General features: G+C 32.0%; 16 protein-coding genes. 15 read left to right on the top strand and 1 reads right to left on the bottom strand.

Annotated features, from left to right (window positions below; all coding sequences use genetic code 11):
- Positions 1-64: 64 nt before the first annotated feature.
- The 11 genes from BTO06_RS08910 to BTO06_RS08860 all read left to right on the top strand — a co-directional run bounded on the left by BTO06_RS08910 (position 65) and on the right by BTO06_RS08860 (position 19,626).
- A complete protein-coding gene (locus BTO06_RS08910; protein WP_198517153.1) occupies positions 65-1,018 on the top strand; it encodes an AraC family transcriptional regulator in 954 nt (317 codons plus the stop codon).
- Between the two features lie 122 nt (positions 1,019-1,140).
- On the top strand, positions 1,141-2,799 hold the full coding sequence (locus BTO06_RS08905) for a solute:sodium symporter family transporter (protein WP_100924967.1): 1,659 nt from the start codon (positions 1,141-1,143) through the stop codon (positions 2,797-2,799).
- A complete protein-coding gene (locus BTO06_RS08900) occupies positions 2,800-5,595 on the top strand; it encodes a two-component regulator propeller domain-containing protein (protein ID WP_100924966.1) in 2,796 nt (931 codons plus the stop codon).
- A 196-nt stretch (positions 5,596-5,791) separates the two neighbouring features.
- A complete protein-coding gene (locus tag BTO06_RS08895) occupies positions 5,792-8,809 on the top strand; it encodes a SusC/RagA family TonB-linked outer membrane protein (protein WP_100924965.1) in 3,018 nt (1,005 codons plus the stop codon).
- An 11-nt stretch (positions 8,810-8,820) separates the two neighbouring features.
- Positions 8,821-10,299 (top strand): RagB/SusD family nutrient uptake outer membrane protein, encoded by a 1,479-nt coding sequence (locus tag BTO06_RS08890; protein ID WP_100924964.1) that lies wholly within the window; start codon positions 8,821-8,823, stop codon positions 10,297-10,299.
- Positions 10,300-10,314: 15 nt separating this feature from the next.
- Complete coding sequence (locus BTO06_RS08885; protein WP_198517151.1) at positions 10,315-12,360, top strand: hypothetical protein; 2,046 nt, start codon at positions 10,315-10,317, stop codon at positions 12,358-12,360.
- Between the two features lie 11 nt (positions 12,361-12,371).
- On the top strand, positions 12,372-14,009 hold the full coding sequence (locus tag BTO06_RS08880) for a glycoside hydrolase family 16 protein (protein WP_100924963.1): 1,638 nt from the start codon (positions 12,372-12,374) through the stop codon (positions 14,007-14,009).
- A gap of 72 nt (positions 14,010-14,081) precedes the next feature.
- Positions 14,082-16,343, top strand: a complete 2,262-nt coding sequence (gene bglX / locus BTO06_RS08875; RefSeq protein WP_100924962.1) for a beta-glucosidase BglX — start codon at positions 14,082-14,084, stop codon at positions 16,341-16,343.
- On the top strand, positions 16,340-17,113 hold the full coding sequence (locus tag BTO06_RS08870; protein ID WP_100924961.1) for a glycoside hydrolase family 16 protein: 774 nt from the start codon (positions 16,340-16,342) through the stop codon (positions 17,111-17,113). The genes bglX and BTO06_RS08870 overlap by 4 nt, the downstream gene beginning before the upstream one ends.
- Positions 17,114-17,449: 336 nt before the next feature.
- Positions 17,450-18,583 carry an FIST signal transduction protein gene (locus tag BTO06_RS08865; protein WP_100924960.1) on the top strand — a complete coding sequence of 378 codons (1,134 nt, stop codon included), beginning with the start codon at positions 17,450-17,452 and terminating at the stop codon, positions 18,581-18,583.
- Complete coding sequence (locus BTO06_RS08860) at positions 18,583-19,626, top strand: sensor histidine kinase (protein ID WP_100924959.1); 1,044 nt, start codon at positions 18,583-18,585, stop codon at positions 19,624-19,626. The genes BTO06_RS08865 and BTO06_RS08860 overlap by 1 nt, the downstream gene beginning before the upstream one ends.
- An 85-nt stretch (positions 19,627-19,711) precedes the next feature.
- Here BTO06_RS08860 and BTO06_RS08855 read toward each other — a convergent pair whose 3' ends face one another.
- Positions 19,712-21,553, bottom strand: a complete 1,842-nt coding sequence (locus tag BTO06_RS08855; protein WP_100924958.1) for a PLP-dependent transferase — start codon at positions 21,551-21,553, stop codon at positions 19,712-19,714.
- A 168-nt stretch (positions 21,554-21,721) separates the two neighbouring features.
- Between BTO06_RS08855 and BTO06_RS08850 the strand changes: the two genes are divergently transcribed.
- The 4 genes from BTO06_RS08850 to BTO06_RS08835 are packed head-to-tail and all read left to right on the top strand — an operon-like array spanning position 21,722 to position 24,955.
- Positions 21,722-22,144: a response regulator gene (locus tag BTO06_RS08850; protein ID WP_100924957.1), complete on the top strand. Its 423-nt coding sequence runs from the start codon at positions 21,722-21,724 to the stop codon at positions 22,142-22,144.
- A 3-nt stretch (positions 22,145-22,147) separates the two neighbouring features.
- Positions 22,148-22,690, top strand: coding sequence for a heme NO-binding domain-containing protein (locus BTO06_RS08845; protein ID WP_100924956.1), 543 nt, complete (start codon positions 22,148-22,150; stop codon positions 22,688-22,690).
- Positions 22,687-23,898 (top strand): sensor histidine kinase, encoded by a 1,212-nt coding sequence (locus tag BTO06_RS08840; RefSeq protein ID WP_100924955.1) that lies wholly within the window; start codon positions 22,687-22,689, stop codon positions 23,896-23,898. The genes BTO06_RS08845 and BTO06_RS08840 overlap by 4 nt, the downstream gene beginning before the upstream one ends.
- Before the next feature lie 16 nt (positions 23,899-23,914).
- The gene (locus tag BTO06_RS08835) at positions 23,915-24,955 is read left to right on the top strand and encodes a sensor histidine kinase (RefSeq protein ID WP_100924954.1); all 1,041 of its coding nucleotides are present in this window, start codon (positions 23,915-23,917) and stop codon (positions 24,953-24,955) included.
- Positions 24,956-24,957 lie beyond the last annotated feature (2 nt).

Genomic DNA, 24,957 nt, shown 5'->3' with positions numbered 1-24,957 from the left:
TTTATAATTTGTTCCAATGGAAATAATGGTACGATCGAGTGGTTTGTCAGGTATAATGAGGTTAATGAATTCCTTAGAAGAGGATATGAGCGTTTTATTGAAAAAGTATAAAATTACACGAGAGCAATTGCGAAATACGGAAAGTTTTATTCCATTAAGTTCAGTAACAAATATCCTTGAGGAATGTGCAATACAAACAAATTGTTATTCTTTTGGATTAGAATTATCTAAATATCAAAGTATAGATGTTCTAGGACCTATAGCAATGGTTATAAGAAACGCGAAAACTATGGGTGACGCTATTACTCTAGCTGCTAAGTATCTTCATATTCATAGTACGGGTATAATTTTAAAAGTTTATGAGCAAAGTTCTTTAATATCAGGAGCTATTGAACTCTCTTTAGAAGTTAACTCGGGTACAGGTTCTAGTTCAAAACAATGCTTAGAACTCTGTGTGGCGGATTTACATAAGATATTGAAGCTAATAATTGGTGATTCCTATATTCCATTAAAAGTTGCTTTTTCTCATGAAAGGCTTTCGAACTCTTATAGTAAGTTTTTTAATAGTTCGTTCATTTTTAATCATTTTAGATCTGGTATACACGTAAACCGTGAGTTACTGGAAGTTTCAATTAAAAATAGAAGCGATATTTATTTAAAAACTGCCGAAGAATATTTGAAGAATAATTATGAGTTAAGAAATGAAGAAGTAGACCTAAAAGTAAAACGGATGTTATTTCGTTTTTTGGGTACGGAATATGCATCAAAAAGGAATATTTGTAAAGCGTTAGCATATCATCCAAGAACACTACAAAGACAACTCGTAAAAAGAGGAACGAGTTTTGAAAAGCTGAAAGAAGATGTTAGAAAAGAAGTGTTGTATACATATTTGACGAAAACAACAATGAGTTATTTTAAATTAACTGATATTTTAGGGTATTCAGAAATTTCAAGTCTTTCAAGAGCATGTAAAGAGTGGTATGGAAAAACAATGACCGAGATTAGAACTAAGAATTGAGGAACATGTCTAGTTTGTTTTTGGTTTTAAGTTGTAACCTATACAAAAACCATACATTACCATTTTCTGGATTACAAGCCATAAAATAATCTTAAATTGTCGGAACAAACAACCAATAATTTATGTTAGGAATTTTATCATTTATCGGATTCACTTTAATTGTAGCAGTGGTATCTTGGACTGCTACAAGAAATACTAATGAACAAACTTCAGATGGATATTTTCTAGGCGGAAGAAGTTTAACGGCGGGAGTTATTGCAGGCTCACTTTTATTAACTAATTTATCTACAGAACAAATCGTTGGTTTAAATGGATCAGCATTTTCAGAGGGTATTTTAGTAATGGCTTGGGAAACTTTAGCAGCAATTGCTATGGTGGTGACCGCAGTTTTTTTACTGCCAAGATATTTAAAAAGTGGATTAATTACAATCCCACAATTCTTAGCTGAAAGATTTGACGTTTCTACGAAGACATTAACTTCTGTATTGTTTTTGAGTGGTTATGCTATTGTTTTATTACCAACAATATTATATTCTGGATCGTTAGCAATAAGTGGAATGTTTAATATTCCGGGGTTGTTGGGAGTTTCGAAAGAAGTAGCGTTATGGATTTGCGTTTGGTCAATCGGGATCATAGGTTCGATTTATGCAGTTTTTGGAGGGTTGAAAGCCGTTGCTGTTTCGGATTCAATCAATGCGATCGGATTATTAATTGGAGGTTTGTTAATTCCTATATTCGGGCTGGTTTTTATTGGTGGAGGAAGTATGTTTGAGGGTTTTGCAATTTTACAAGATAAAATTCCATCTCACTTTAATTCTGTAGGTGGTTCTGCTGCTTCTGTCCCATTTGCCACAATATTTACAGGAATGATGTTAGTTCAATTATTTTATTGGGGAACGAATCAACAAATAATTCAACGAGCTTTAGGAGCAAAGAATTTACAAGAAGGTCAAAAAGGTTTATTACTTGGTGCTTTTATTAAAATATTAGGACCAATCATCGTTGTTTTGCCTGGAATTATAGCTTATTATATGTCAATTCAAGGTACTATGGAGGTAGGCGCACCAGATGAGGCATATGGACAATTAGTGCGTAAGATTTTACCAAAAGAATTCATAGGCTTCTTTGCAGCTGTTTTATTTGGTGCTATTTTAAGCTCTTTCAATAGTGTGTTAAACAGTTCTGTAACTTTATTTGGTATTGATATTTATAAAGAACATTTAAACCCAAATGCGGAAGAAAAAGTTGTTGTTAAATATGGAAAAACATTTGGAGTTATTTTAGCAGTCGCAGCAATGTTTATTGCGCCTTTTTTATCGAGTTTAGAAAGTATTTTTACTTACTTACAGCAAGTAAATGGAGTTTATAGTATACCAATCTTAACTATTATATTTGTCGGTTTTGTAACTAAAAAAGTACCCGCAATCGCAGCCAAAATTGGCTTACTAACAGGTTCAGTACTATACATTATAAGTGAGTTTGTTTTAAGACCTAGTTTTGTAAATGATGCATTAGAAAATGCAAAAGCTTTAGGAGTTAATACAACAGATGCGTTAAATTTAGCAAAGGCAGAGGCTTATCCGAATTTCTTACATGTAATGGCAATTTTATTTGTTGTAAATACAGCAATTATGTTGTTCATAGGAAAGTTTAAACCAAAAGCGGTTCCTTACGAGCAAAAAGAATCTAAGCAAGTCGACATAACTCCTTGGAAACATACCAAACCTGTTGGGATATTTATTTGTATTATTGTAATACTAATCTATATTTATTTTTCTTAGTTGAGCAGAAGTAGTTTCTTTACGTTATTCTTATTGTTTGTAATCTTAAAGGTAAATTCACAAGAGTTACCTTTGATTAATCGTTTCTCTCCGGAGAATTATCATGCTGAATCTCAAAACTGGTCTATAAGTCAATCTGAAAACGGATATATTTATGTAGCAAATAATAAAGGATTACTTGAGTTTAATGGAGCGAGTTGGGATTTGTATCCAACACCAAATCAAACTATTATGAGATCTGTAAAAGCTCATGAAAATAAAATTTTTACAGGGTTTTATATGGATTTTGGATATTGGCAAAAAGATGAGTTTGGAATTCTAAATTATACTTCCTTAGTGAAAGAAAATAATATTAAGTTATTATCTGATGAGCAATTTTGGAATATAATCGAATTAGACGGATGGATTCTTTTTCAGTCTCTACAAAGAATTTACATTTACAATCTAAGCTCTGATTTAGTAAAAGTTATTAATTCAGATTCAACTATCACTAAAATGTTCAAAGTAGATGATAGTGTGTATTTTCAAAAGTTTGGTAAAGGTATCTTCAAAATTGAAAAAGGGATTTCAAAATTATTGTCCGATAAGAAAGAATTAAGAGATAATATTGTAGTCTTAATTTATAAAAATAATCAAAAACTAGTATTTCTAACTCAGGGTAATGGTTTCTACACTACGGAGGATGAGTTTGAGTTGAATTCCGAATTAACTAAATTCCTTAAAGATAAATCAATTTACAATGCTAAGCAGCTTTCAGACGGTTCTTTTGTGATAGGAACCATCTCAAACGGAGCGTTTTACTTAAAGTCTACAGGCGAGATTCAATATGTTTTAAATCAGGAAAATGGATTATCCAACAACACTGTTTTAACAACTTTTGAGGATAAAAAAGGTGATATTTGGTTAGGGCTAGATAATGGAATCAACAAGATCGATGTCACTTCTTCTTTTAGAATTTTCAAAGATCCAAATGGTACATTGGGCACAGTTTATACGGCGAGTTACTTTAATGGATATTTATATCTAGGAACGAATCAAGGATTGTTTGCAAAGAAATATCCGTCCTCAGATAAATTTTCTTTTATTAAGAATACACAGGGACAAGTTTGGAGCTTAGATATAGTTGATGATACATTATTTTGTGGTCACAATAATGGAACTTTTATTGTAAATAATACAGAAGTAAATTTAATCAGTACGATTGATGGTGCTTGGGGGGTCAAACAAATTTCTAATAATAAACTACTTCAAGGAAATTATGATGGATTATATATTATGGAGAAAAGTAGTAATGGTTGGATGCTTTCTCATAAGATAGAAGGGTTTAACAATTCCTGTAAATTTTTCGAAATACATCATAACAATACTGTTTTTGTAAATCATGAATATAAAGGAGTTTACAAGCTTAAAATTGATCAGGATTTTAAGAATGTTCTAGATGTCAAAATTGATTCCTCAATAACGAAAGGTGTGCATTCAAGTATTGTGAAATATCAGAATAATATCATTTATGCTTATAAAGGAGGAGTATTTAGGTATTTTGATAAGGCAGGGAAATTCGCGAGAGATACAATGTTGGATAAACTGATTTTGAAAGAGGATTTTTTATCAGGTAAAATAATTTTTGATAAACAATCAAATAAACTCTTCTCTTTTTCTCAAGAAAATATTAATTATTTAAGACCCGATAAATTTAGTGCTCATTCAATTATTACTCGTAAAGGCGTTAGTAATAGTTTGAGAAAGGGGGCTGTGGGGTATGAAAATATTCAGATGTTACCAGAGAATAAATATCTTTTGGGAACATTGAATGGTTATATTTTAACAGACTTGAAAGTTTCTGATAAACTTAATTACGAACTTTCTATCACTGGAATTAAAAATAACTCCGTAAATGGAGCTCCAAAGCAGTTAAAGTTGTATAATGACAATACCTTAGAATTGTCTCCAAAGTATAATAGTTTGGAGTTTTCATATAGTGTTCCCTATTTATCAACGGATGCTCCAGTAAAGTATCAATACCAATTAGAAGGGTATACCAATGATTGGAGTAACTGGAGTTATGAAAATAAAGTCCTCTTTGAAAATTTGTTTTTTGGAGAGTATAAATTTAAAGTTCGTGCTAAAATAGGAGATGATCTTGTGGAAAATATTCCTTCATATGAGTTTATTATTAATAGGGCTTGGTATATTTCTAACTTTGCAATTGCAGGATATGTATTGATTGTTTTTGTATTCTCTTTATTTATGGATAGACTTTATAAAAGATATTACAGAAAACAGCGAGAAGATTTACTTCGTAAGCAAGAGAGAGAATTTCAGTTAAAATCACTAGAAAGTGAAAAAGAATTAATGGAAATTAGAAATACTCAGCTGAAACAAGATGTTGATAGCAAAAATAGAGAGCTAGCAGTTTCGACGATGAGTATGATTAAGAAGAATGAGTTATTGAGTTCCTTGAAGAAGGAAATTATGAGAGGTGATGAAAAGAGCTTGAAGCAAGTTATTAAGATAATTGACAACAATTTAAATGATACAGATGATTGGCAAATGTTTAAAGAAGCATTTAATAATGCCGATAAAGACTTTATCAATAAGTTGAAAAAAATGCACAACAATTTAACGCCAAATGATCTTCGATTGTGCGCCTATTTGAGATTAAATTTGTCTTCTAAAGAAATAGCACCCCTTCTAAATATATCACCTAGAAGTGTGGAAGTAAAACGTTATCGTTTGCGTAAAAAGATAGATTTACCTCATAATGTGAACTTAACAAACTATATTTTAGATATTTAAAACCACAACATTTGATTTTAAATAACTATACATAACTACAACATCAATCTTTTTTCCAAAAAACTATTGTCTAAAATGTTAACTAAATCGTAAGTATACAGACGTTTTTTACGTTGTATGTTTTTTGTATTGGAGTTTATTGTGAATTTCATAAAAAATATCAACTATTTTTATGATATAATCAAAAACTCGTTTTATGAGAAACCTCATTACACTATTTATGTTATCATTATCTATAGTCGTAATACATGCACAAGAGATGAACGTTAGCGGAAAAGTTACCGATTCGAAAACAGGTGAACCAATTCCAGGAGTTGGTATTTTAATAAAAGATTCTAGTAATGGAACAGAAACCGATTTCGATGGAAACTATACAATTAAAGTTAATAAAGGATCAAGTTTGGTTTTTTCCTCAATTGGGTATAGTACAAAAACTGTAGTGGTAAACGGCTCAGTTATCAACGTTAAGTTAGATGAAGATTCAGAGCAATTAGAAGAAGTTGTTATCATTGGTTATGGTAGCAAATCTAAAAAAGACGTCACAGGTGCAATTTCATTAGTTGATTCTAAAACTATTGAGGATTTAAAGCCAGTTGACGCAAGTTTAGCTTTACAAGGTACAACTTCTGGTGTATCAGTTACAATTCCTTCAGGTTCACCAGGTGCTGGTGCAGGAATTCTTATTCGAGGGATTAGTTCAAACAGAGCTAATGGACCTTTAGTAATCATTGATGGTCTAGCAGGAGGAAACCTTAATACAATAAATCCCAATGATATCGAATCTTTCTCGGTTTTGAAAGATGCACAAGCAGCTATTTACGGTATTCAAGGTGCGAATGGTGTAATTATAGTTAAAACAAAGTCAGGTAGAAAAAATGCTAAAATGAAAATTACCTATGATGGATATACGGGAATTCAAGAAACTACCAAAAAATTAGATTATTTAAATGCTTCGGAATATGCTTTTATTCTAAATGAAAGTTATGCAGCGGGAGGACAAGCTTTACCGTTTCCTGATGTGAGTAACATTCCTAATAATACTGATTGGCAGGACCAAGTTTTTACTACTGCTTTTATGATGAACCATAATATCGGTATTTCTGGTGGGTCTGAAAAAATAAGTTATTATTTAGGAGCATCGATGCTTCAACAAGATGGAATTATTGCACCAGAAAAATCTAACTTCGAGAGAAATAATATAAGAATGAATTTAGATATAGACTTAAGCGATAAATTTAAAATTTCATCGAAAACGAACTTCTTTACTTTCGATAGAAGGAAAATTAATGAAAATGGTTTAGGTTCTGTTCTTTTCAATGCTTTGAATTATGCTCCAACATATTCTTTAGAGCAAGAGGATACCAATGGATTTTTAGGGAATGAAGTAATTAACCCTTTATCTCAAATAAGAGATACCTATGATGATGAATTTGGAAGTGGTATTGAAGGTACTTTTCAATTACAGTATCAACCATTTGAAGATTTAAATGTAACTAGTAGAATTAGTTACAAAACATTTAACGGCAAAGGGAAAACATTTTTACCGATTGTAAATTATGGAGCTGGTAAAGTCTTTAATAGGCCTAGAAGTCAAGTAAATCAATCTAGAACAAATTCTAACAATTATAACTGGGAAACTTTTATCAACTACAAAAAGACCATAGGAGAAGATCATAATTTTGAAGCAACACTTGGAACGAGTATGCAAAAAAGTTGGGGAGATGGGCTTTTCGCAACAGGTTATGATGTACCTAATAATTCTTATGATTTTGCAGATATTAGTCTAACAACAGGTACGTTAGATGCAATAACAAATGGTTCTTACGTTTTTGATAATCGTTTACTTTCTTATTTCGGACGTTTACAATATGACTATAAAAGAAAGTATTTGCTTTCAGCAATGATTCGTAGAGATGCGGCGTCAGATTTTACCCCAGATAATAGAGTTGATTATTTTCCATCAATTACTGCGGGTTGGAAAGTATCAGAAGAATCATTTATGAAGGATATAGAAGTAATTAACTTTTTAAAATTAAGGGGAAGTTATGGTTTTCTTGGTACCAATGCAGGGGGGAATTTATATAGAGCACAATTAGATGGAGAAGCAACATATGTGCTGGATGATGCAATTGTGAATGGAATAGCAGTTGGAAGACTTCAAAATCCTAATGCAAGATGGGAAAGAGGTGAGAAGTTAGATATAGGAATAGATGCTAATATGTTTAATAATAAATTGGAGATTGTGGCTGATTACTTCTTGGAGGATAGAAATGATTTATTAATTGCTAGTGTTCCGATTTCTGGAATTATTGGTACAGCAGCACCAGGATCTGGAAATCCAACCGTAAATGCTGGGACTTCAAGGGTAAAAGGTTTTGAATTTTTAGTTGGATATAAAGATAACATAGGAGAAGATTTCAATTTCAATATAAGATATAATTTTACAAATATTCAAGCTTCTGTAACAAATGTAAATGGAGATTTATTTATCGAAGGAGGTCAATTTGGTGTAGGTCAATTGGCACCAGCTAGAATGTCTGAAGGGCAACCGATAGGTTATTTTTATGGATTACAAACTGATGGGATTTTTCAAACAGTTGAAGAAGTTAACAATTCACCATCTCAGGCAGGTCTATTAGGTATTGACGCTGTACCTGGTGATTTGAAATTTGTAGATACGAATGGCGATGGAGTTATAAATTTTGATGATAGAACTTTTATAGGAAATCCACAACCAGAGTTTCTAATGGGGTTAAACTTAAATTTTAATTATAAAAATTGGGATTTTACCTCTTATATGTATGCTGAGTTAAATAAAGAAATGGTCCGAAATTACGAAAGAGATCAACCTAATGTCAACCGACACGCATTTTATTTAGATAGATGGACTGGTCCAGGAACGAGTAATGAAGTACCAAGAATTACCACTGGAGCTACCAATAATAAATTATTCTCAAGTTTTTATGTCGAAGACGCTTCTTTCTTGAGAGTTCAAAATATTCAAATAGGATATAGTTTACCAAATAGCGTTTTGGAAAAAATAGGATTTTCTAAAGTACGATTATATTCTACTGTAAACAATGCTTTCACTTTTACTAATTACAAAGGTTTTGATCCAACAGGGACTTCCGGTGAACCTATTGGAGGTGGAATTGATTATGGATTCTATCCAATTTCTCGTCAGTATTTATTTGGATTAAACTTAGCATTTTAAAGAATTAAGACATGAAAAAATATAAAAACATAATAAGTTCATTCATTGCAATTCTATTAATGTCGATTACTTTTAATAGTTGTTCGGATGAATTTTTAGATAATGTAAATGAGTATAACATAGACTCAGAAAACTACTTTAACTCAGAGGATGATTACTATAAGGCACTAATTGGAGCATATGATTTGTTGCAAGCTACGTATGTAAACGTAATGTTAGGAGAAATTGCTTCTGATAACACATTATGTGGTGGAGAAAGTGCAACTGATGTTATTGGTTTCCAGCAAATTGATGATATGATTCATACGCCAGTGAATAGTAACTTAAGAGATATCTGGAGTTGGATGTTTGCCGGTGTGAATAGAGCAAATTACATTTTAGAATTTCAGGATAAAACTGATTTTGATGGTAAGAATATTATCATTGCAGAAGCTCGTTTTTTAAGAGCGTATTATCATTTTGAGTTAGTAAAATGGTTTGGAGGTATTCCTTTAAAAGGAGATGCACGTTTTCAATTAGGTGATGAAAAATCTATTCCAAGATCATCTGTAGAAGAAGTGTATGCATCTATTGAAGCTGATTTAATTTATGCGATTAACAATTTATCGTACGTTTCTCCACAAGTTGGAAGAGCAAATAAAGGTTCGGCTCAAGCTTTATTAGGGAAAGCATATTTATACCAAGATAAGTTTCCAGAAGCTGCAAATATTTTAGAAGATCTAATTAATAATGGTCCTTTTAATTTAGTAACAGATTACAATACAATCTTCGAGCACAGTGGAGAAAATGGAGTAGAATCTGTTTTTGAAGTTCAATATACGGATGTTGAAGGTGCTGGTTTCGGATGTTTGCAATGTAGTGAAGGTAATGTAGCAGTTGGATTCAACGGAATTAGAAATTATAACGGACCAGAATTTGACTCCGGTTTTAGTTTTAATATTCCAGTTCAAGAGGTTTATGATGCTTTCGATACTGACGATTTAAGAAGAGATATTGCAATTTTAGATATCAATGCTTGGGCAACTACAACTGGGGCAACTTATACAGAAGGGTTTGAGCATACCGGATTCTATAATAGAAAGTACATAGCAAGAAAGGGAGATTTAAATACAGGAGATCCAAATCTTACAAATCCAAATAACTACAGATCAATCCGTTTTGCTGATGTTTTATTAATGGCGGCAGAAGCCTTAAATAGAGGAGGAATTAGTGATGGAAGAGCATTACAATATTTGAATAGAGTAAGAAGGAGAGCCTTCGGAGATACAAATCATGATATTAGCTCAACAGGAACAACCTTAACTCAAGATATTTATAACGAAAGAAGATTAGAGTTAGTAGGAGAAGGACATAGATTTTTTGATCTAGTGAGAACTGGAAATGGAACTGCAATTAGTGGTTTTACACCAAATAAAAACGAATTATTTCCAATTCCAATCGAAGAAATTCAATTCGCAAATGGAAATTGGAGTCAAAACCAAGGGTATTAATGTAAAAATGAAATTATGAAGAAAATACTCAACATACTATTGATTATATTGATTTTAGGATCGTGTACGGAAGATGAGCGAGATTTATCTTTTGTTGATTCTATAGTTGCACCGACGAATGTTGCAGCGACATATGATATTACACAGGACAATACAGGAAGTGTAACGATTACACCAACTGCGGATGGAGCTAGTAATTTTAAAGTTTACTATGGCGATAGTACAGCAGAACCGTCAGAATTAGCAGTAGGGGAAAGTGTTGTTCATGTGTATGCAGAAGGTACCTATGATTTAAAAATAGAAGCTTTTAGTTTAAATGGAAAAATGACGGAGTCAACACAGCAATTAGTTGTGTCGTTCAAAGCACCAGAGAATTTAGTAGCTACTGTTGAAAATGATCAGGCGGTATCAAGACAAGTAAATGTAACGACTACAGCAGATTTTGCAACGATGTTTGAATTTTATTCTGGTGAGTCTGGCGTTTCACAGCCGGTTGCTAGCGCCAATATTGGAGAAACTATTTCTTACCAATATACCATGGCAGGGGATTATGATATTCGTGTTGTTGCAAAAGGAGCTGCAATTGCTACTACAGAGTACACTGCAACATTCACTGTAACAGAAATTCTTCAACCAGTAAGTTCAGCACCAATACCACCAACTCGGAACGATTCGGATGTAATTTCGATTTACGGATCGGCTTACACCAATGTTGCGGATACTGATACATTCCCAGATTGGGGACAAGGCGGTCAAGGAAGTAGTTGGACAGAGTTTGATTTAAATGGTGATAAGATGTTACAATACATCAACCTGAGTTACCAAGGAATTCAGTTTGGCTCACCACAAGATGTAAGTGGCATGGAATATATTCACTTAGATGTTTGGACCGCAGATGTTGATCAACTAGAAACTTCGTTAATTAATGTTGCAGGAACGGTAACTACGGAAGCACCAGTAACAAATGATCTAACAAAAGATCAATGGACAAGTATCGATATTCCAATATCGGATTATACAGACCAAGGTCTAACAGTTACAGAGATTTTACAGTTGAAGTTTGTAGGAACCCCTTGGGCAGCGGGTACCGTATTCATTGATAATATTTACTTCTGGAAATCACCTTCAAATAGTAGTTCTTTAGGTGTTCAAGATTTTGAAGGAACAGCACCAGTATTTACAAGTTTTGGAGGCGCAGGAGTTGAAGTGATAGCGAATCCTGATATGTCAGGCGTTAATACAACGGAAAACGTAGCTAAATTAACAAAAGGAAATGGCTCAGAGGTTTGGGCAGGAGGATTCTTTGAAATTGATTCTCCATTAGACTTTGCAAATTACTCAAAGATTCGAGTAAAGACATGGTCACCAAAACAAGGAGTAGTTGTAAAACTAAAATTAGAAAATGCCGATGCAAGTATAACGCATGAGGTTGATTTAAACACTACCGTTGCCAATCAATGGGAAGAGTTAGTGTATGACTTTAGTGGAGCACCTACAGCAGATTATGTTCGTATTGTGATTTTCTTTGATTTTGGTAATAACGGAGATGGTTCGGAGTATTACTATGATGAAATAGAGTTAGTAAATGATATAGGAGGTCCACAACCCTTAGTTTTCCAAGATTTTGAAGGAACTCCACCAGTATTTACTGTTTTTGGAAACATTGCAGGTATTGATGTTATCGCAAATCCAGATGCTACTGGAGCAAACACGACAGGAAATGTTGCTCGTTTAACAAAAACAAATGGTTCAGAGGTTTGGGCAGGAGGATTCTTTGAGACAGGTTCACCATTAGATTTTAATACTTATAGTAAAATCAGCGTACGAACCTGGTCACCAAAACAAGGAGTAGTTGTAAAGGTTAAACTTGAGAATGCAGATGCAAGTATTACTCATGAGGTTGATTTAAATACAACAACAACAAATCAATGGGAAGAGTTGGTGTATGACTTTAGTGGAGCACCCACGACAGATTATGTTCGAGTAGTTATCTTCTTTGACTTCGGAAATAATGGAGATGATAGTGTTTACTATTTCGATGAGTATACGTTAACCAATTAAAAAACTAAGAGATGAAATTTACATATATATCAAGAGTATTATGTCTTGCTTTGGTAATAGTTTTCTTCAATAGTTGCGAAGAGAATGATTATGAATTCGGAGACATTGTTACTCCTTCAAGTATTGAGATTACAGCAGAAGTTGTTGGTCAAGATGCTACAAACCCAAATGGAGACGGAAGTGGAACTGTAAACTTTACGGCTACTGCCAGTAATGCTTTATCGTATAAGTTTGTTTATAATGGTTCAGAGACGGTTAAACCTGACGGTCGAATGACCTATAATTTTAGTGAGTTAGGTGTGAATACCTACACGGTTACGGTGATTGCAATAGGAGCAGGAGGTGTTTCTTCGAGCAAGGCAATTCAAGTAGACGTGTTAGCAGTATATTCTGCGCCAGATGATTTACGAACTTTATTATACGGTTATGATCCATCGAATCCAACAGGAACAACTTCTAAAACTTGGAGAGTAAAGGGAGAAGTGAATGGACATTTTGGATTAGGTCCAGTTGGAGGATCTGTATTTGCTGAATGGTATCAGGCAGGTGCAAATGAGAAGAGTGGAGTGGGAATGTATGATGATCGATTCACTTTTCATTCAGATGGAACATTTGAGCATGTCACTAATGGAGATGTTTTTGGACGAGTAAACTTAATAGATCAATTAGGTGGATCAGGAGGAACAGTAGATGGAGCAGATGTATTGAATTATTCTTATGCCGATTATTCAGAGAATTGGACATTAACTGCACCAGGCGGAATAGAGACTTTATCAATCTCAGGCACAGGATTTATAGGATACTACATAGGTAATCATAGTTATGAAATATTCGATAGAGGCACACCAAATGAAATGTCGTTACGTATAACTGATGGAAATGGAGAATTTGATTGGTGGTTTGTCATCACTTCAGAGGATCCAGCACCACCAGTACCTCAATATACCTACAATAACTTGGTTTGGGAAGATGATTTCAATACAGATGGGGCACCAGATATCACAAAATGGACGTATGATATAGGAACAGGATCTAATGGTTGGGGAAATAATGAAGTTCAATATTACACAGATCGAGCAGATAATGTAGTTGTGAGTGATGGAAACTTGGTAATCAAAGCAAAGAAAGAGAATTTCTCAGGCAGTGATTACACATCAGCAAGATTAAAAACACAAGGATTATACAACTTCACTTATGGTAGAGTAGAAGTACGTGCAAAGTTACCTGGAGAAGCAGGAACTTGGCCTGCAATTTGGATGTTAGGTTCAAATTTTCCGACAGTGGGATGGCCACAAAGTGGTGAGATAGATATTATGGAGCAAACAGGAGCGGACAAAAATACGGTGTTAGCTACTTGTCATTGGTTTGATACTGGTAACAATATTAAGGCTGATTTTGGACAAACAACATCAATTTCAAATGCATCATCGGAATTCCATGTTTATACAATGGAGTGGACGGATCAAAGTATAACGGTGTATTTAGACGATGTAAAATATTATGAACTTACTAATTCTTCATCATTACCATTTAATGATAACTTCTTTTTGATACTAAACGTGGCCATGGGAGGAACATTAGGCGGAACAATTGATGCTGGATTCGATGAATCTACCATGGAAGTAGATTATGTGAGAGTATATCAGTAGTATGTATATGATTTGAGTTAATTATAAAGGGGTTAATTATTATTCTGATTAACCTCTTTTTAAACCTAATATATGAGAAAAATTCTAATCCTTAGTTTAGTTACAATTTCTTTTTTAAGCTGTAATCAACAGACTACTAAAAAAATAAAAAGTTCGAATCCTATTGAACAAAAAGTAGATTCGGTACTTAATTTGATGACCTTAGAAGAAAAAATAGGTCAAATGAATCAGTATAATGGATTTTGGGATGTTACAGGTCCAGTTCCTAGTGCTGGTGACGCTGCAAAAAAATATGAACATTTAAAAAGGGGCTGGGTAGGTTCAATGTTAAATGTACGTGGTGTAGAAAATATTCGAAAAGTTCAAAAAATTGCAGTTGAGGATAGCAGACTTGGAATCCCTTTAATAATTGGTTTTGATGTTATTCATGGTTATGAAACTCAAAGTCCAATCCCTTTAGCAGAGTCAGCTAGTTGGGATTTAGAAGCAATAAAGAAATCAGCACAGATGGCTGCAAAAGAAGCTTCAGCAGCAGGTATTAATTGGACATTCGCTCCAATGGTTGATATTTCTCGAGATGCGAGATGGGGAAGAGTTATGGAAGGGGCAGGGGAAGATCCTTATCTAGGAAGTCAAATAGGAATAGCTAGAGTAAAAGGATTTCAAGGAAAAGATTTATCAGATCCTCACACAATAGCTGCTTGTGCTAAACATTTTACTGCTTACGGTTTTGCAGAATCAGGTAAAGACTATAATACCGCAGATATTGGTTTATCAACTTTATATAATACAATTCTTCCTCCATTTAAATCAGCTCACGAAGCTGGTGTAAAAACCTTCATGAATTCCTTTAATGAATTAAACGGAATTCCAGCTACTGGAGATAAGTTTTTACAAAGAGATATATTAAAAGGTGAATGGAATTATGAAGGTTTTGTAGTATCTGATTGGGGATCAATAATGGAAATGATTGATCATGGATATGCTGAAAATAAAAATCATGCTGCTGAATTAGCTGCGAATGCAGGTTCTGATATGGACATGGAATCTTATGCATACGTTAATGAATTAGCTTCTTTGGTTAAAGAAGGTAAAGTCTCAGAGGAAGTAATTACAGATGCAGCAAGGAGAATTTTAAAAGTAAAGTTTGAGTTAGGTCTATTCGATGATCCTTATAAGTATTGCAATGTAGAAAGAGAAAAAGAAGTAATTGGAAGTAAAGAAATAATCGATGCGGCCCTAGATATGGCAAAAAAGTCAATCGTACTACTTAAAAATGAAGACAATATTCTACCTCTTAAAAAAAATGGTCAAAAGATTGCACTCATTGGAGCTTTGGCTTCTGATAAGAACAGTCCGCTTGGAAATTGGAGAATAGCGGCTAAAGATGATTCCGCAGTTTCTGTTTTTGAAGGAATGAAAGCTTACGTTGGAAATGAATTAAACTATGCCGAAGGAGCAACATTGTATGCAGGTAAAACTAATTTTCCTAGTGAGTTAGTTCTTAATACAACTGATAAATCTAAATTTCAAGAAGCCATAAATATCGCGAAAAAAGCAGATGTTGTAGTAATGGTTTTAGGAGAAGTTGGATATCAAAGTGGTGAAGCTCGAAGTAGAGCAAAATTAGATTTACCGGGACTTCAGCAGGAATTATTAGAAACTATTTTTAAGGTTAATAAGAACATAGTATTGGTATTAAATAATGGACGACCTTTAACAATAACATGGGCAGATGAAAATATTCCTGCAATTGTTGAAGCGTGGCAGTTAGGTTCACAAGCAGGAAATGCAATTGCACAAGTATTATATGGAGATTATAACCCTAGTGGAAAATTACCAATGACTTTCCCTAGATCTGTAGGACAAGTACCTATCTATTATAATTATAAAAATACAGGAAGACCTGGTCCTAAAAAAGAGGTGTTTTGGTCTCATTATCAAGATGAATCAAACAAACCGTTGTATCCTTTTGGTTATGGATTGAGTTATACTTCTTTCGAATATAAAAATCTGAAAACCAAAGTTGAATTAGGTAATATTAAGATTTCTGTAGATGTTACAAACACAGGGATTTTAAAAGGAAAAGAAGTTGTTCAACTTTATATCAGAGATTTAGTAGCGAGTGTTACAAGACCAGTGAGAGAGTTAAAGGGATTCGAATTGGTTGAGTTTAATCCTTCAGAAACTAAAACAGTAACTTTTGAGTTAACAAAAGATGAATTAGGATTTTATAATAATCAAAGAAAATTTGTTGTAGAACGAGGTGAATTTCAGATTTTTGTTGGAGGTTCATCTGATACGACGCTTAAAAATACAGTTGAATATAAATGAGAATAGGTAATATTATTTTTTCAATATACATATTAATTGCTTTCTATTCTTGTCAGAAGGAAGTAGCAGGTAAAACAGTATTACACCAAAATTTCGACGATAATACATTAGATATGAATATTTGGAGTTATGATTTGGGTAATGGATGTCCTAATTTGTGTGGTTGGGGAAATAACGAACTTCAATTGTATGCAAAAGAAAATATTTCGGTAAAAAACGGTAATCTCATTATTAAAGCAAGTAAAACAGATTCATCTTATTATTCTGGAAAAATTCATACCAAGGATAAGTTTGAGTTTAAATATGGAACAGTGGAAGTACGAGCTAAATTACCTAAGGGTCACGGTCTTTGGCCAGCAATTTGGATGTTAGGAAACGATATTGATGAAAATGATTGGCCGAATTGTGGAGAAATTGATATTATGGAGCATGTAGGTAAAGAACCACACAATATATTTGCTTCTTTGCATAATGCATCTAGTTTCGGTAACACAATCAATTCAAAGAAAGTAGAGATAAAAAACATTCAAGACGACTTTCATGTATATAAAATGGAATGGACCGAAAATCACATTCAGTTTTTTGTTGATAATAATAGGATTTATAAGTATTCACCTGAGAATAAAAATGAAAAAAACTGGCCTTATAAGAAACCATTTTATCTAATATTAAACTTGGCCATAGGTGGTAATTTTGGAGGTCCAGAAGTAGATAATAATATTTTTCCTCAAGAGTTTATTATCGATTATATAAAAGTCGAAGAGTTCTAAATAAGCATAAGATTTTTTAGTAAGTATTAATAAATTGGTTTTAGATTAAAATGAGAGGTTAATTTTACAATACCAGTATTTATTTTACATTGATAGACTTGAATTGTGATTATAGGAATTTTTGCATTTAAGTTATACTTACTTTACAAGCACAAGCTGAAAATAATTTTAGCTTGTGTTTTCTTTTTCAATTCATCTACACTTTTATGCATTTGGTCTAAGAAAGTATATATTGTCATATACTAATTGTAAACATATGTTAAAATTCAATTATTTTTAACTGCAGTCAATCTTATTATTATTGTTCCCCAAATAAACCAATAAAATAATCTAAAAATGAAAACGGTACAGTTACAAAGAAAGAAAGATTCTAGCTGGCATTACTTAACAGAAAAGTCTGAGTTAAAAGAACCTTTGGTATTAGTTTTTGGAAATAGACATTTACTTGAAAATGAAAATATCTACAACGAGGTAAAATCTATTTTTACAGACGGACATATTGTTTTTGGATCTACATCTGGAGATATCACTTCTGAACATGTTGAAGAAAATTGCATCACCATTACAGCAATTGAATTTGAAAAGAGTAACTTCTTAATTAAACGTGTTAATGTATTAGAATCTAATTCAAATAGTTTTGATACTGGGCAAGATTTAATTAAACAATTTCCGAAAGATGGTTTAAAGCATGTGTTTGTCGTTTCCGAAGGAAGCTTTATAAACGGGAGTGAACTTACACAAGGAATGAATTCTGCAACCGATAATAACTTATTAATTACAGGAGGTTTATGTGGTGATGATGCACGGTTCCAAAGAACTTTAGCATCATATAATGAAAATCCTAAACGTGGAGAGGTTGTTGCAATTGGTTTATACGGTGATTCTTTGGAGATTTCATTTTCAATTAATGGAGGTTGGACGCCTTTTGGTCCTGAGCGAGTAGTAACAAAGTCAAAAACGAATATCTTGTACGAGCTTGATAATAAGCCTGCCCTTGATTTATATAAAAAGTATTTAGGTGATAAGTCTAAAGATTTACCTGGAGCTGCTTTACTGTATCCTTTAAAAGTTAAATCCGAAAATGAAGATAAATCGATAGTTAGAACGATTCTTAATATTGACGAAAAGAACCACTCAATGATTTTAGCTGGAAATGTACTGGAAGGACAGAAAGTTCAATTGATGATGACTCATGTTGATAGTATTGTAAATGCTTCGGAACTGGCTGCTACAAATGCCAATAAAATAAGAGTAAAGGACCCAGAGTTAGCTATTCTTGTGAGTTGTGTGGGTAGAAAATTGGTATTGGATCAAAGAGTAGAAGAGGAAGTAGAAGAAGTAATTGAAGCAATAGGAGATAACGTAACCATTTGTGGAATGTATTCATATGGTGAAATTGCGCCTTTTGATGGTGAAAAAAAATGTCAATTACATAATCAAACAATGACAGTTACTTTAATTAGTGAGTAATGAATTCTCTATTAAAAAGACAAGTTAGAAAATACTTGCCAAAACATTTACAACAAAACGAAGACTTACAACGCTTTTTAGAAGCTGTGGATAGTTCTTATGATAATTTAGAAGATCAAGTTTTAATGCAACAAAGAGCTACTGCATTAAGCTCTGAAGAACTTTATGAGTTAAATGAAAAGTTGAGAGACGAATCTAAAGCCCAAAAGGAAGTTATTGAAAAACTTCAAAGCGTGATGTATACGTTAAGATCACACGAGAGTGGAAAAAATAGCTCTTTTGAAAGCTCTAACTCTTTGAAATTAGTAGATTTTATAGACCATCAAACAAAGGAAATTATTAAAATCAATAAGCAAAAAGATCTGTTATTGAGAAATTTAGAAGATCAAAATCAGGAACTTAATGATTATGCTCATATTGTATCTCATGATTTAGTAACCCCAATTCAAAATATAGAAACTTTAGTTCATTTATTGGAAGATGATTATAGTCCCGTTCTCGATGATCGAGGAAAGAATAAATTAAAACTAATAAGTGATAATGTGCATAGAATTGAAATACTTCTAAATGGAATTAGAGACTACTCTTCTATTGATAAAGAAAGAATTACAAAATCTGATTTAGATCTTAATAAATTGATACATGATACACTACAAGAAATGAAGCTATGCAGGAGTATTCAAGTTAAAATTATAGGTAAATTACCTAATTTGAAGGCTGAAAAGCACAGTTTTAAGCATTTGTTTTCTAATCTTATAGAAAATGCGGTAAAGTTTAATGATAAAGTTCATAAAAAAGTACAAATAGGTTTTCATGAATGTGAAGAGTCTTGGAGATTTTATATTAAAGATAATGGCAAAGGAATTGATGAACCTTATTTAAAGAAAGTATTTAAAGCCTTTTTTAAATTGCAAAATGATCCGAAGTCAGCAGGATTGGGTTTGTCAATAGTAAAAAAGGTAATTAATTTACATGAAGGAAAAGTATGGGCGGAATCACAGATTAATAAGGGATCTACTTTCTTTTTTGAACTAAAAAAATAACTAATTTATAAAAGTAGCTAATAAAAAAGAGCGGACTTCAATAATGAAAGTATCGCTCTTTTTTATTTTGAGTTTTATCTTGTATTTACATAGATTCAATAAACTCTGTAAATACCCCTTTATGTAAATCTAAATCTAATTTAGGAGAAACTGCCACTCTTGCAATGTAATCTTTGTCTCCTTCTTTGGTTGTTCCCTGGGTTGATGTTGCAGGAATTGTCCAATAACAACCTTTCAATTGACCATAACTTACACAGTACTTACTTTCTCCTGGGATATTATTAATCATTAAATCAATTAATTTAAGATTTAAAGCTCTTTTGTAAGTTTCTCTTTCTTCTTCTGTGTCTCCTTTGGTAGGTAAGTCTAGAGAGAAAACAGAAGGTGTAAATCCTTTTGCAGCTAGTTCTTCTGAAACAAAATTAATTTTTGCATCCGGTAATTCCTTTTCGATAAAAGTTACAAACTCTCTTGTGTTTTTATAAGCATTACTAATTCTTTGTACCATAGATGGTAGTTGTTCTGCTAAAATTTCCATCTGTAAATCGGTTGCTTCATTGTCACAAAGTTGAATATGATATTCAATTTTATCCATTAAATGGGCAGCTTTTGCGTTTGCAGTTGCATAGCCAGCGGTGCATTTCCCTCCACTTGGAAATTTAGATCCGCTTACGTATGCAATTGTTTGTACTGAGGAAAGAATTTCTTGATCTCCTAAAAAATGAACATTAGGACAAAACGTTTGATCTAAAATGAAAACTGGTGCGATAGCCGTTTCTCCATTTTTTGTTGTACGTTTTTTACTCAAAGCATCTGTCAATTTCATTAAGTCAGGAACTTCCACTCTTGGATTTGTAGGGATTTCTGCTATTATAAATGGCACAGCATCTTCTTCTGAAATTTTTTCAAGAACTAAGTCAACACTAGAAACCATGTCGTTATCTCCATCCACAGGTAAATCCATGATTTCTACATTGTCTAAACAAGCAACAACTCTTCTTGCTTGATCGTTTGTACCGCCATAACAATTTGGAGGAACAACAATTTTAATTGGTCTATTTTTGTAGTTTTCAATTGCGTAATCTATTAGGCCCATTACAATGGCATATTGAACTGAAAGACCACTTGAACCTATAATTGCCTTTGTATTAACCCCTGTAATTTTATGAATAGTTTTGATTACTGTATTTGTGTTTTCCTTAGAATGAAATTCTTTAGCAGCTGAAGGAATATTTGTTAAGTGTTGTAATGCAATTAAAGTATTGAAAGGAGTCATTGCTATTGTTTCTCTTCTTCGTACATGTTGTATTTCAGAAATATAGTTTAAATTCTCCTCACCATTAACAGTTAAAATACTTCCTAATTCATTACTACTGTTGATATGAAAATCTACGTTTTCAGAGAAATTAAACTTACAAATTTCCTCTTTTCTTTCAAAAATAATGGTTGTTCCATCGAAATTTGGAATTTCTTTTGAATTCTTAATTTTTTGAATTTCAAATTGATAACCATAAACTTTTTTTACTGTTTCAATATCAAAAGCGCTCGGGAGTTCGTTTTTTAATAAAATTAATGTATTTTTATTAAGAAATAGATTCTTTCTTAGAATTGCTAGTAATGGGATACTTGCCGAGGAAAAGCTAATTACTTGATCAGATTTTATTTGATTTAAATTAGCAATACTCCACTCGAGTACACATGATAAAGGATGTCCTAATCTAATATAATCAAAAGCTGTAGGTAACTCATTTAATGCGGAAGCTTGATAATTGTTATTGTTGAAAAGGTTTTCAAACTCGTTTAAAAATTCTGTTTTGGCCAGTTGTTCTTTATATATATCCAGTCGATGCGTGGTAAGATTCAACCAATCAGGAGGTAAATTAGTTAATACCTTTTTTATAAAATCTAAAATCGTTTTTTCTTGCATAATTTAAGCCTTTGGATCAGATGCAAGATACGTCAATTAGATTTCTCAATACTATTATTAGGGATAGGTTTAACATTTTATCTAAACATATAAGCCTTTCATCTAAAGAAAATACAAATACTAAAAAAGGAATAGTATTTTCTAATTTTATTTTTGTAAGCAATAATTATGAATTTTTTAAAGAGAAGTTTAAACATATTACTAATAGAAGATCATTTTATTGAGGTGGTTAAGTTTAAGAAAACTGTTTCTTATTCAGAAGTTAAACATAATGTTACAGAAGCACAAGATGCAGATGCGGCATTTAAAATACTAGAGGATAAAAACAATTTGCCTGATTTAATTTTATTGGATTTGAATATGCCAAAAATGAGCGGTATTGAGTTTTTAGCAATTTTAAAAAAAGATGAGAATTTAAGGCATATTCCAACAGTTATCTTAACAACTTCCGATAACCAAAAAGATTTGGAAGAATGTTTTAGAATTGGTGTTTCAGGATATATATTGAAACCACTTAAATATAAAGATTACGAAGCGAAAATTGAGGCAGTTTTAAAATATTGGAGCTTAAATGAATTAAAAAAATATTAAAAAATGAAAGGTATTATATTTGCAGAATTTTTAGACTTAGTAGATGAAAAGTTTGGGATCGAAATGGTTGATAAAATTATTTCAGAATCCGATTTAAAATCGGAAGGTGTATATACTTCGATTGGAACTTATGAGTTTTCGGAAATGCTTCAGTTATTAAAAAGTTTAAATATAAATACAGGTATCCCTATCAATGATTTATTGTTAACTTATGGTGAACATTTTTTTAGTGTTTTTGAAACTAATTATAAAACATTATTAGATTCTTATAAAGATCCTATTGAAATGCTTTCATCTATTGAAAATCATATCCATGTTGAAGTAAGAAAAATTTATCCAGATGCAGAGTTACCAGAGTTTATCGTTGAAGAAAAAACAGAAAATTCTTTGACAATGATATACAAATCAAGTAGGGCCATGCATTATTTCGGATTAGGATTAATGAACAAAACTTTTGCACATTTTAATAGTACAGCATCCATTTTATTAGAGAATATTAAAGATGACGGTACAGAAGTTAAGTTTGTGATAAAGAAAAATTCATGAGTCAAGAAAAAATTGAAATATTACTTAGGAGTCTAAATAGAGAAAGAGAAGCCAGAAAAGCTGCCGAAAAAATACTTGAAGATAAATCCCGCGAGCTGTACTTTTTATCAGAGGAATTGAAGCAGTCAAATCAACAATTAGAAAATCTTCTAAATGAAAAGTCTTCTCAACTTAAAGGAGTATTTGAGAATATTTTGGACGCGTATGTCATTATTGATTTATCGGGAAATGTTTTAAAATTTAATGATGCAGCTGTAGATTTATTTGGATATTCTACAAATGGTAGTCCAGTAAACGTTGTTAATTTAATCTACCACGAAGATTTAATGTATGCAATGAATTCTTTTGATACCCTAAAAGAAAAAGGATTTTTTAAAAATTATAAAGCAAGAGTAGTTACTAAAAGCAAAGCTATCAAATGGGTACACATTAATGCTAGTATAATTCATGATATCACAGGTTTGCCAATTGCAGCTCAAGGAATTGTAAGAGATGTAACTCATTTAAAATTTTTGGAAGAACAAAAAGAACAAATTCTCAAAAAATTAGAGAAAAGTAACAATGAGCTATATGAATATGCGCATGTTGTTTCTCACGATTTAAAGTCTCCACTAAGAACTATTGATACACTTGTTTCTTGGATAAGATCTGATAATGTTGAAAAATTCGATGAAGAGACTATTCAAAATATGAACTTAATCGAAACTACCCTTGAAAATATGGATAAGCTTATATCAAATATCCTTAATTATTCAAGTGCAGATACGGCTAATGAAGAGGTGGAAGTTGAATTAAGTAAAGTCATATCGAATATAAAAAATACCCTTTTTATACCTGAGAATATAAGTTTGAGAATTAATTCTAAATTACCGGTTTTAAGAGGAGATGGGACAAAATTTCAGCAATTATTTCAAAATTTAATTAGTAATGCAATTAAGTTCAATAATAAGAAAAATGGATTTATAGAAATTGATTTTACCGAAGAGGTTACTTTTTATCAATTTTCAGTAAAGGATAATGGTATAGGAATAGAAAAGGAATTCCACGATAAAATTTTTAAAGTTTTTCAATCGCTAACAAAACGCGAAGATTCAACAGGTATTGGTTTGTCAATAGTTAAGAAAATTGTTGATTTGTACAAAGGAACTATTTGGTTAGAAAGCACCCCGAATGTAGGAACTACTTTTTATTTTACTATAAAAAAATGAAATCCCTAGAAAGACAATGAATCCTCTTTTAAAAAGACAAATACGAAAATATTTACCTGAAGATATCCAAGAAAGTGGTAGGTTAGATGCTTTCATAGATGCAATTGATAAATCTTATGAAAATTCAGATAATCAGTTGGCTATGTTGCAAACAGCTATGACGATAAGTTCAAAAGAACTTTCAGAGTCTAATGAGAAACTTAAAAAAGAGTCCGATACACAAATAGAGGTTATTAATAAGTTAAAAAGTGTAATTAAAACTTTAAAAATCAGCGATGATGAGGAAGATGAATTAAAAAATATAGATACTCTGAATTTGGTGAATTTTATTGATAAACAAACTAATAAAGTTGTAAAAATTAGTAAACAGAAAGATAGGTTGTTATCACGTTTAGAAAGATATAATAAAGAATTGAATGATTACACCCATATGATTTCTCATGATTTAATTTCACCACTTCAAAGTATTGAAACATTAACACAATGGTTAAATGAAGGTCATAAAGAGTGTTTAAACGATGAGGGAAAAACGTATCTTCAAATGATAAGTGAACATGTGGAGAAAATAGATGTTTTAGTAGGATCGATAAGGAGATATACAAGAATTAGTAGATCTTATAGAAAAAGGTATTTCTTGGATCTAAATGTGATTATAGAGACTATTTTTAACGAACAAATAAATGATAAAAAAGTAAAGCTTATCATTCCTGAAAAGTTACCTGTAGTAAGAGGTGAAACTTTTAATTTGAAAGAGTTATTTCATAGTTTAATAGTTAATGCTTTAAAGTTTAATAACAAAAGTGAAAAAGTTATAGAGATAGGTTTTGAAGATAAAACTTCACATTGGCAATTTTATGTAAGTGATAATGGTAAAGGAATTGAACCTATGTATCGCGATAAAGTATTTGTTGCATTTTCTAAGTTGGAAAATGATTATAAATCTTCAGGTATGGGACTCGCAATTGCAAAGAAAGTGGTAGAGATATATAGAGGAGAAATATGGATAGAATCTGAAGTGAACGTTGGAACAACAGTATATTTTACATTAAAAAAATAAAT

It is taken from the genome of Tenacibaculum sp. SZ-18 (assembly GCF_002813915.1).
Classification (GTDB): domain Bacteria; phylum Bacteroidota; class Bacteroidia; order Flavobacteriales; family Flavobacteriaceae; genus Polaribacter.
The sequence above is the reverse complement of the archived record's forward strand: the minus strand, read 5'-3'. Positions and strand labels throughout refer to the sequence as shown.

Excerpts from the sequence above, each read along its gene's own strand:
- bglX (WP_100924962.1), top strand. The coding sequence starts at position 14,082 with ATGAGAAAAATTCTAATCCTTAGTTTAGTTACAATTTCTTTTTTAAGC.
- BTO06_RS08910 (WP_198517153.1), top strand. The coding sequence starts at position 65 with ATGAATTCCTTAGAAGAGGATATGAGCGTTTTATTGAAAAAGTATAAA.
- BTO06_RS08835 (WP_100924954.1), top strand. The coding sequence starts at position 23,915 with ATGAATCCTCTTTTAAAAAGACAAATACGAAAATATTTACCTGAAGAT.
- BTO06_RS08885 (WP_198517151.1), top strand. The coding sequence starts at position 10,315 with ATGAAGAAAATACTCAACATACTATTGATTATATTGATTTTAGGATCG.
- BTO06_RS08860 (WP_100924959.1), top strand. The coding sequence starts at position 18,583 with ATGAATTCTCTATTAAAAAGACAAGTTAGAAAATACTTGCCAAAACAT.
- BTO06_RS08865 (WP_100924960.1), top strand. The coding sequence starts at position 17,450 with ATGAAAACGGTACAGTTACAAAGAAAGAAAGATTCTAGCTGGCATTAC.
- BTO06_RS08850 (WP_100924957.1), top strand. The coding sequence starts at position 21,722 with ATGAATTTTTTAAAGAGAAGTTTAAACATATTACTAATAGAAGATCAT.
- BTO06_RS08880 (WP_100924963.1), top strand. The coding sequence starts at position 12,372 with ATGAAATTTACATATATATCAAGAGTATTATGTCTTGCTTTGGTAATA.
- BTO06_RS08890 (WP_100924964.1), top strand. The coding sequence starts at position 8,821 with ATGAAAAAATATAAAAACATAATAAGTTCATTCATTGCAATTCTATTA.
- BTO06_RS08870 (WP_100924961.1), top strand. The coding sequence starts at position 16,340 with ATGAGAATAGGTAATATTATTTTTTCAATATACATATTAATTGCTTTC.
- BTO06_RS08845 (WP_100924956.1), top strand. The coding sequence starts at position 22,148 with ATGAAAGGTATTATATTTGCAGAATTTTTAGACTTAGTAGATGAAAAG.
- BTO06_RS08855 (WP_100924958.1), bottom strand. The coding sequence starts at position 21,553 with ATGCAAGAAAAAACGATTTTAGATTTTATAAAAAAGGTATTAACTAAT.
- BTO06_RS08905 (WP_100924967.1), top strand. The coding sequence starts at position 1,141 with ATGTTAGGAATTTTATCATTTATCGGATTCACTTTAATTGTAGCAGTG.
- BTO06_RS08840 (WP_100924955.1), top strand. The coding sequence starts at position 22,687 with ATGAGTCAAGAAAAAATTGAAATATTACTTAGGAGTCTAAATAGAGAA.
- BTO06_RS08895 (WP_100924965.1), top strand. The coding sequence starts at position 5,792 with ATGAGAAACCTCATTACACTATTTATGTTATCATTATCTATAGTCGTA.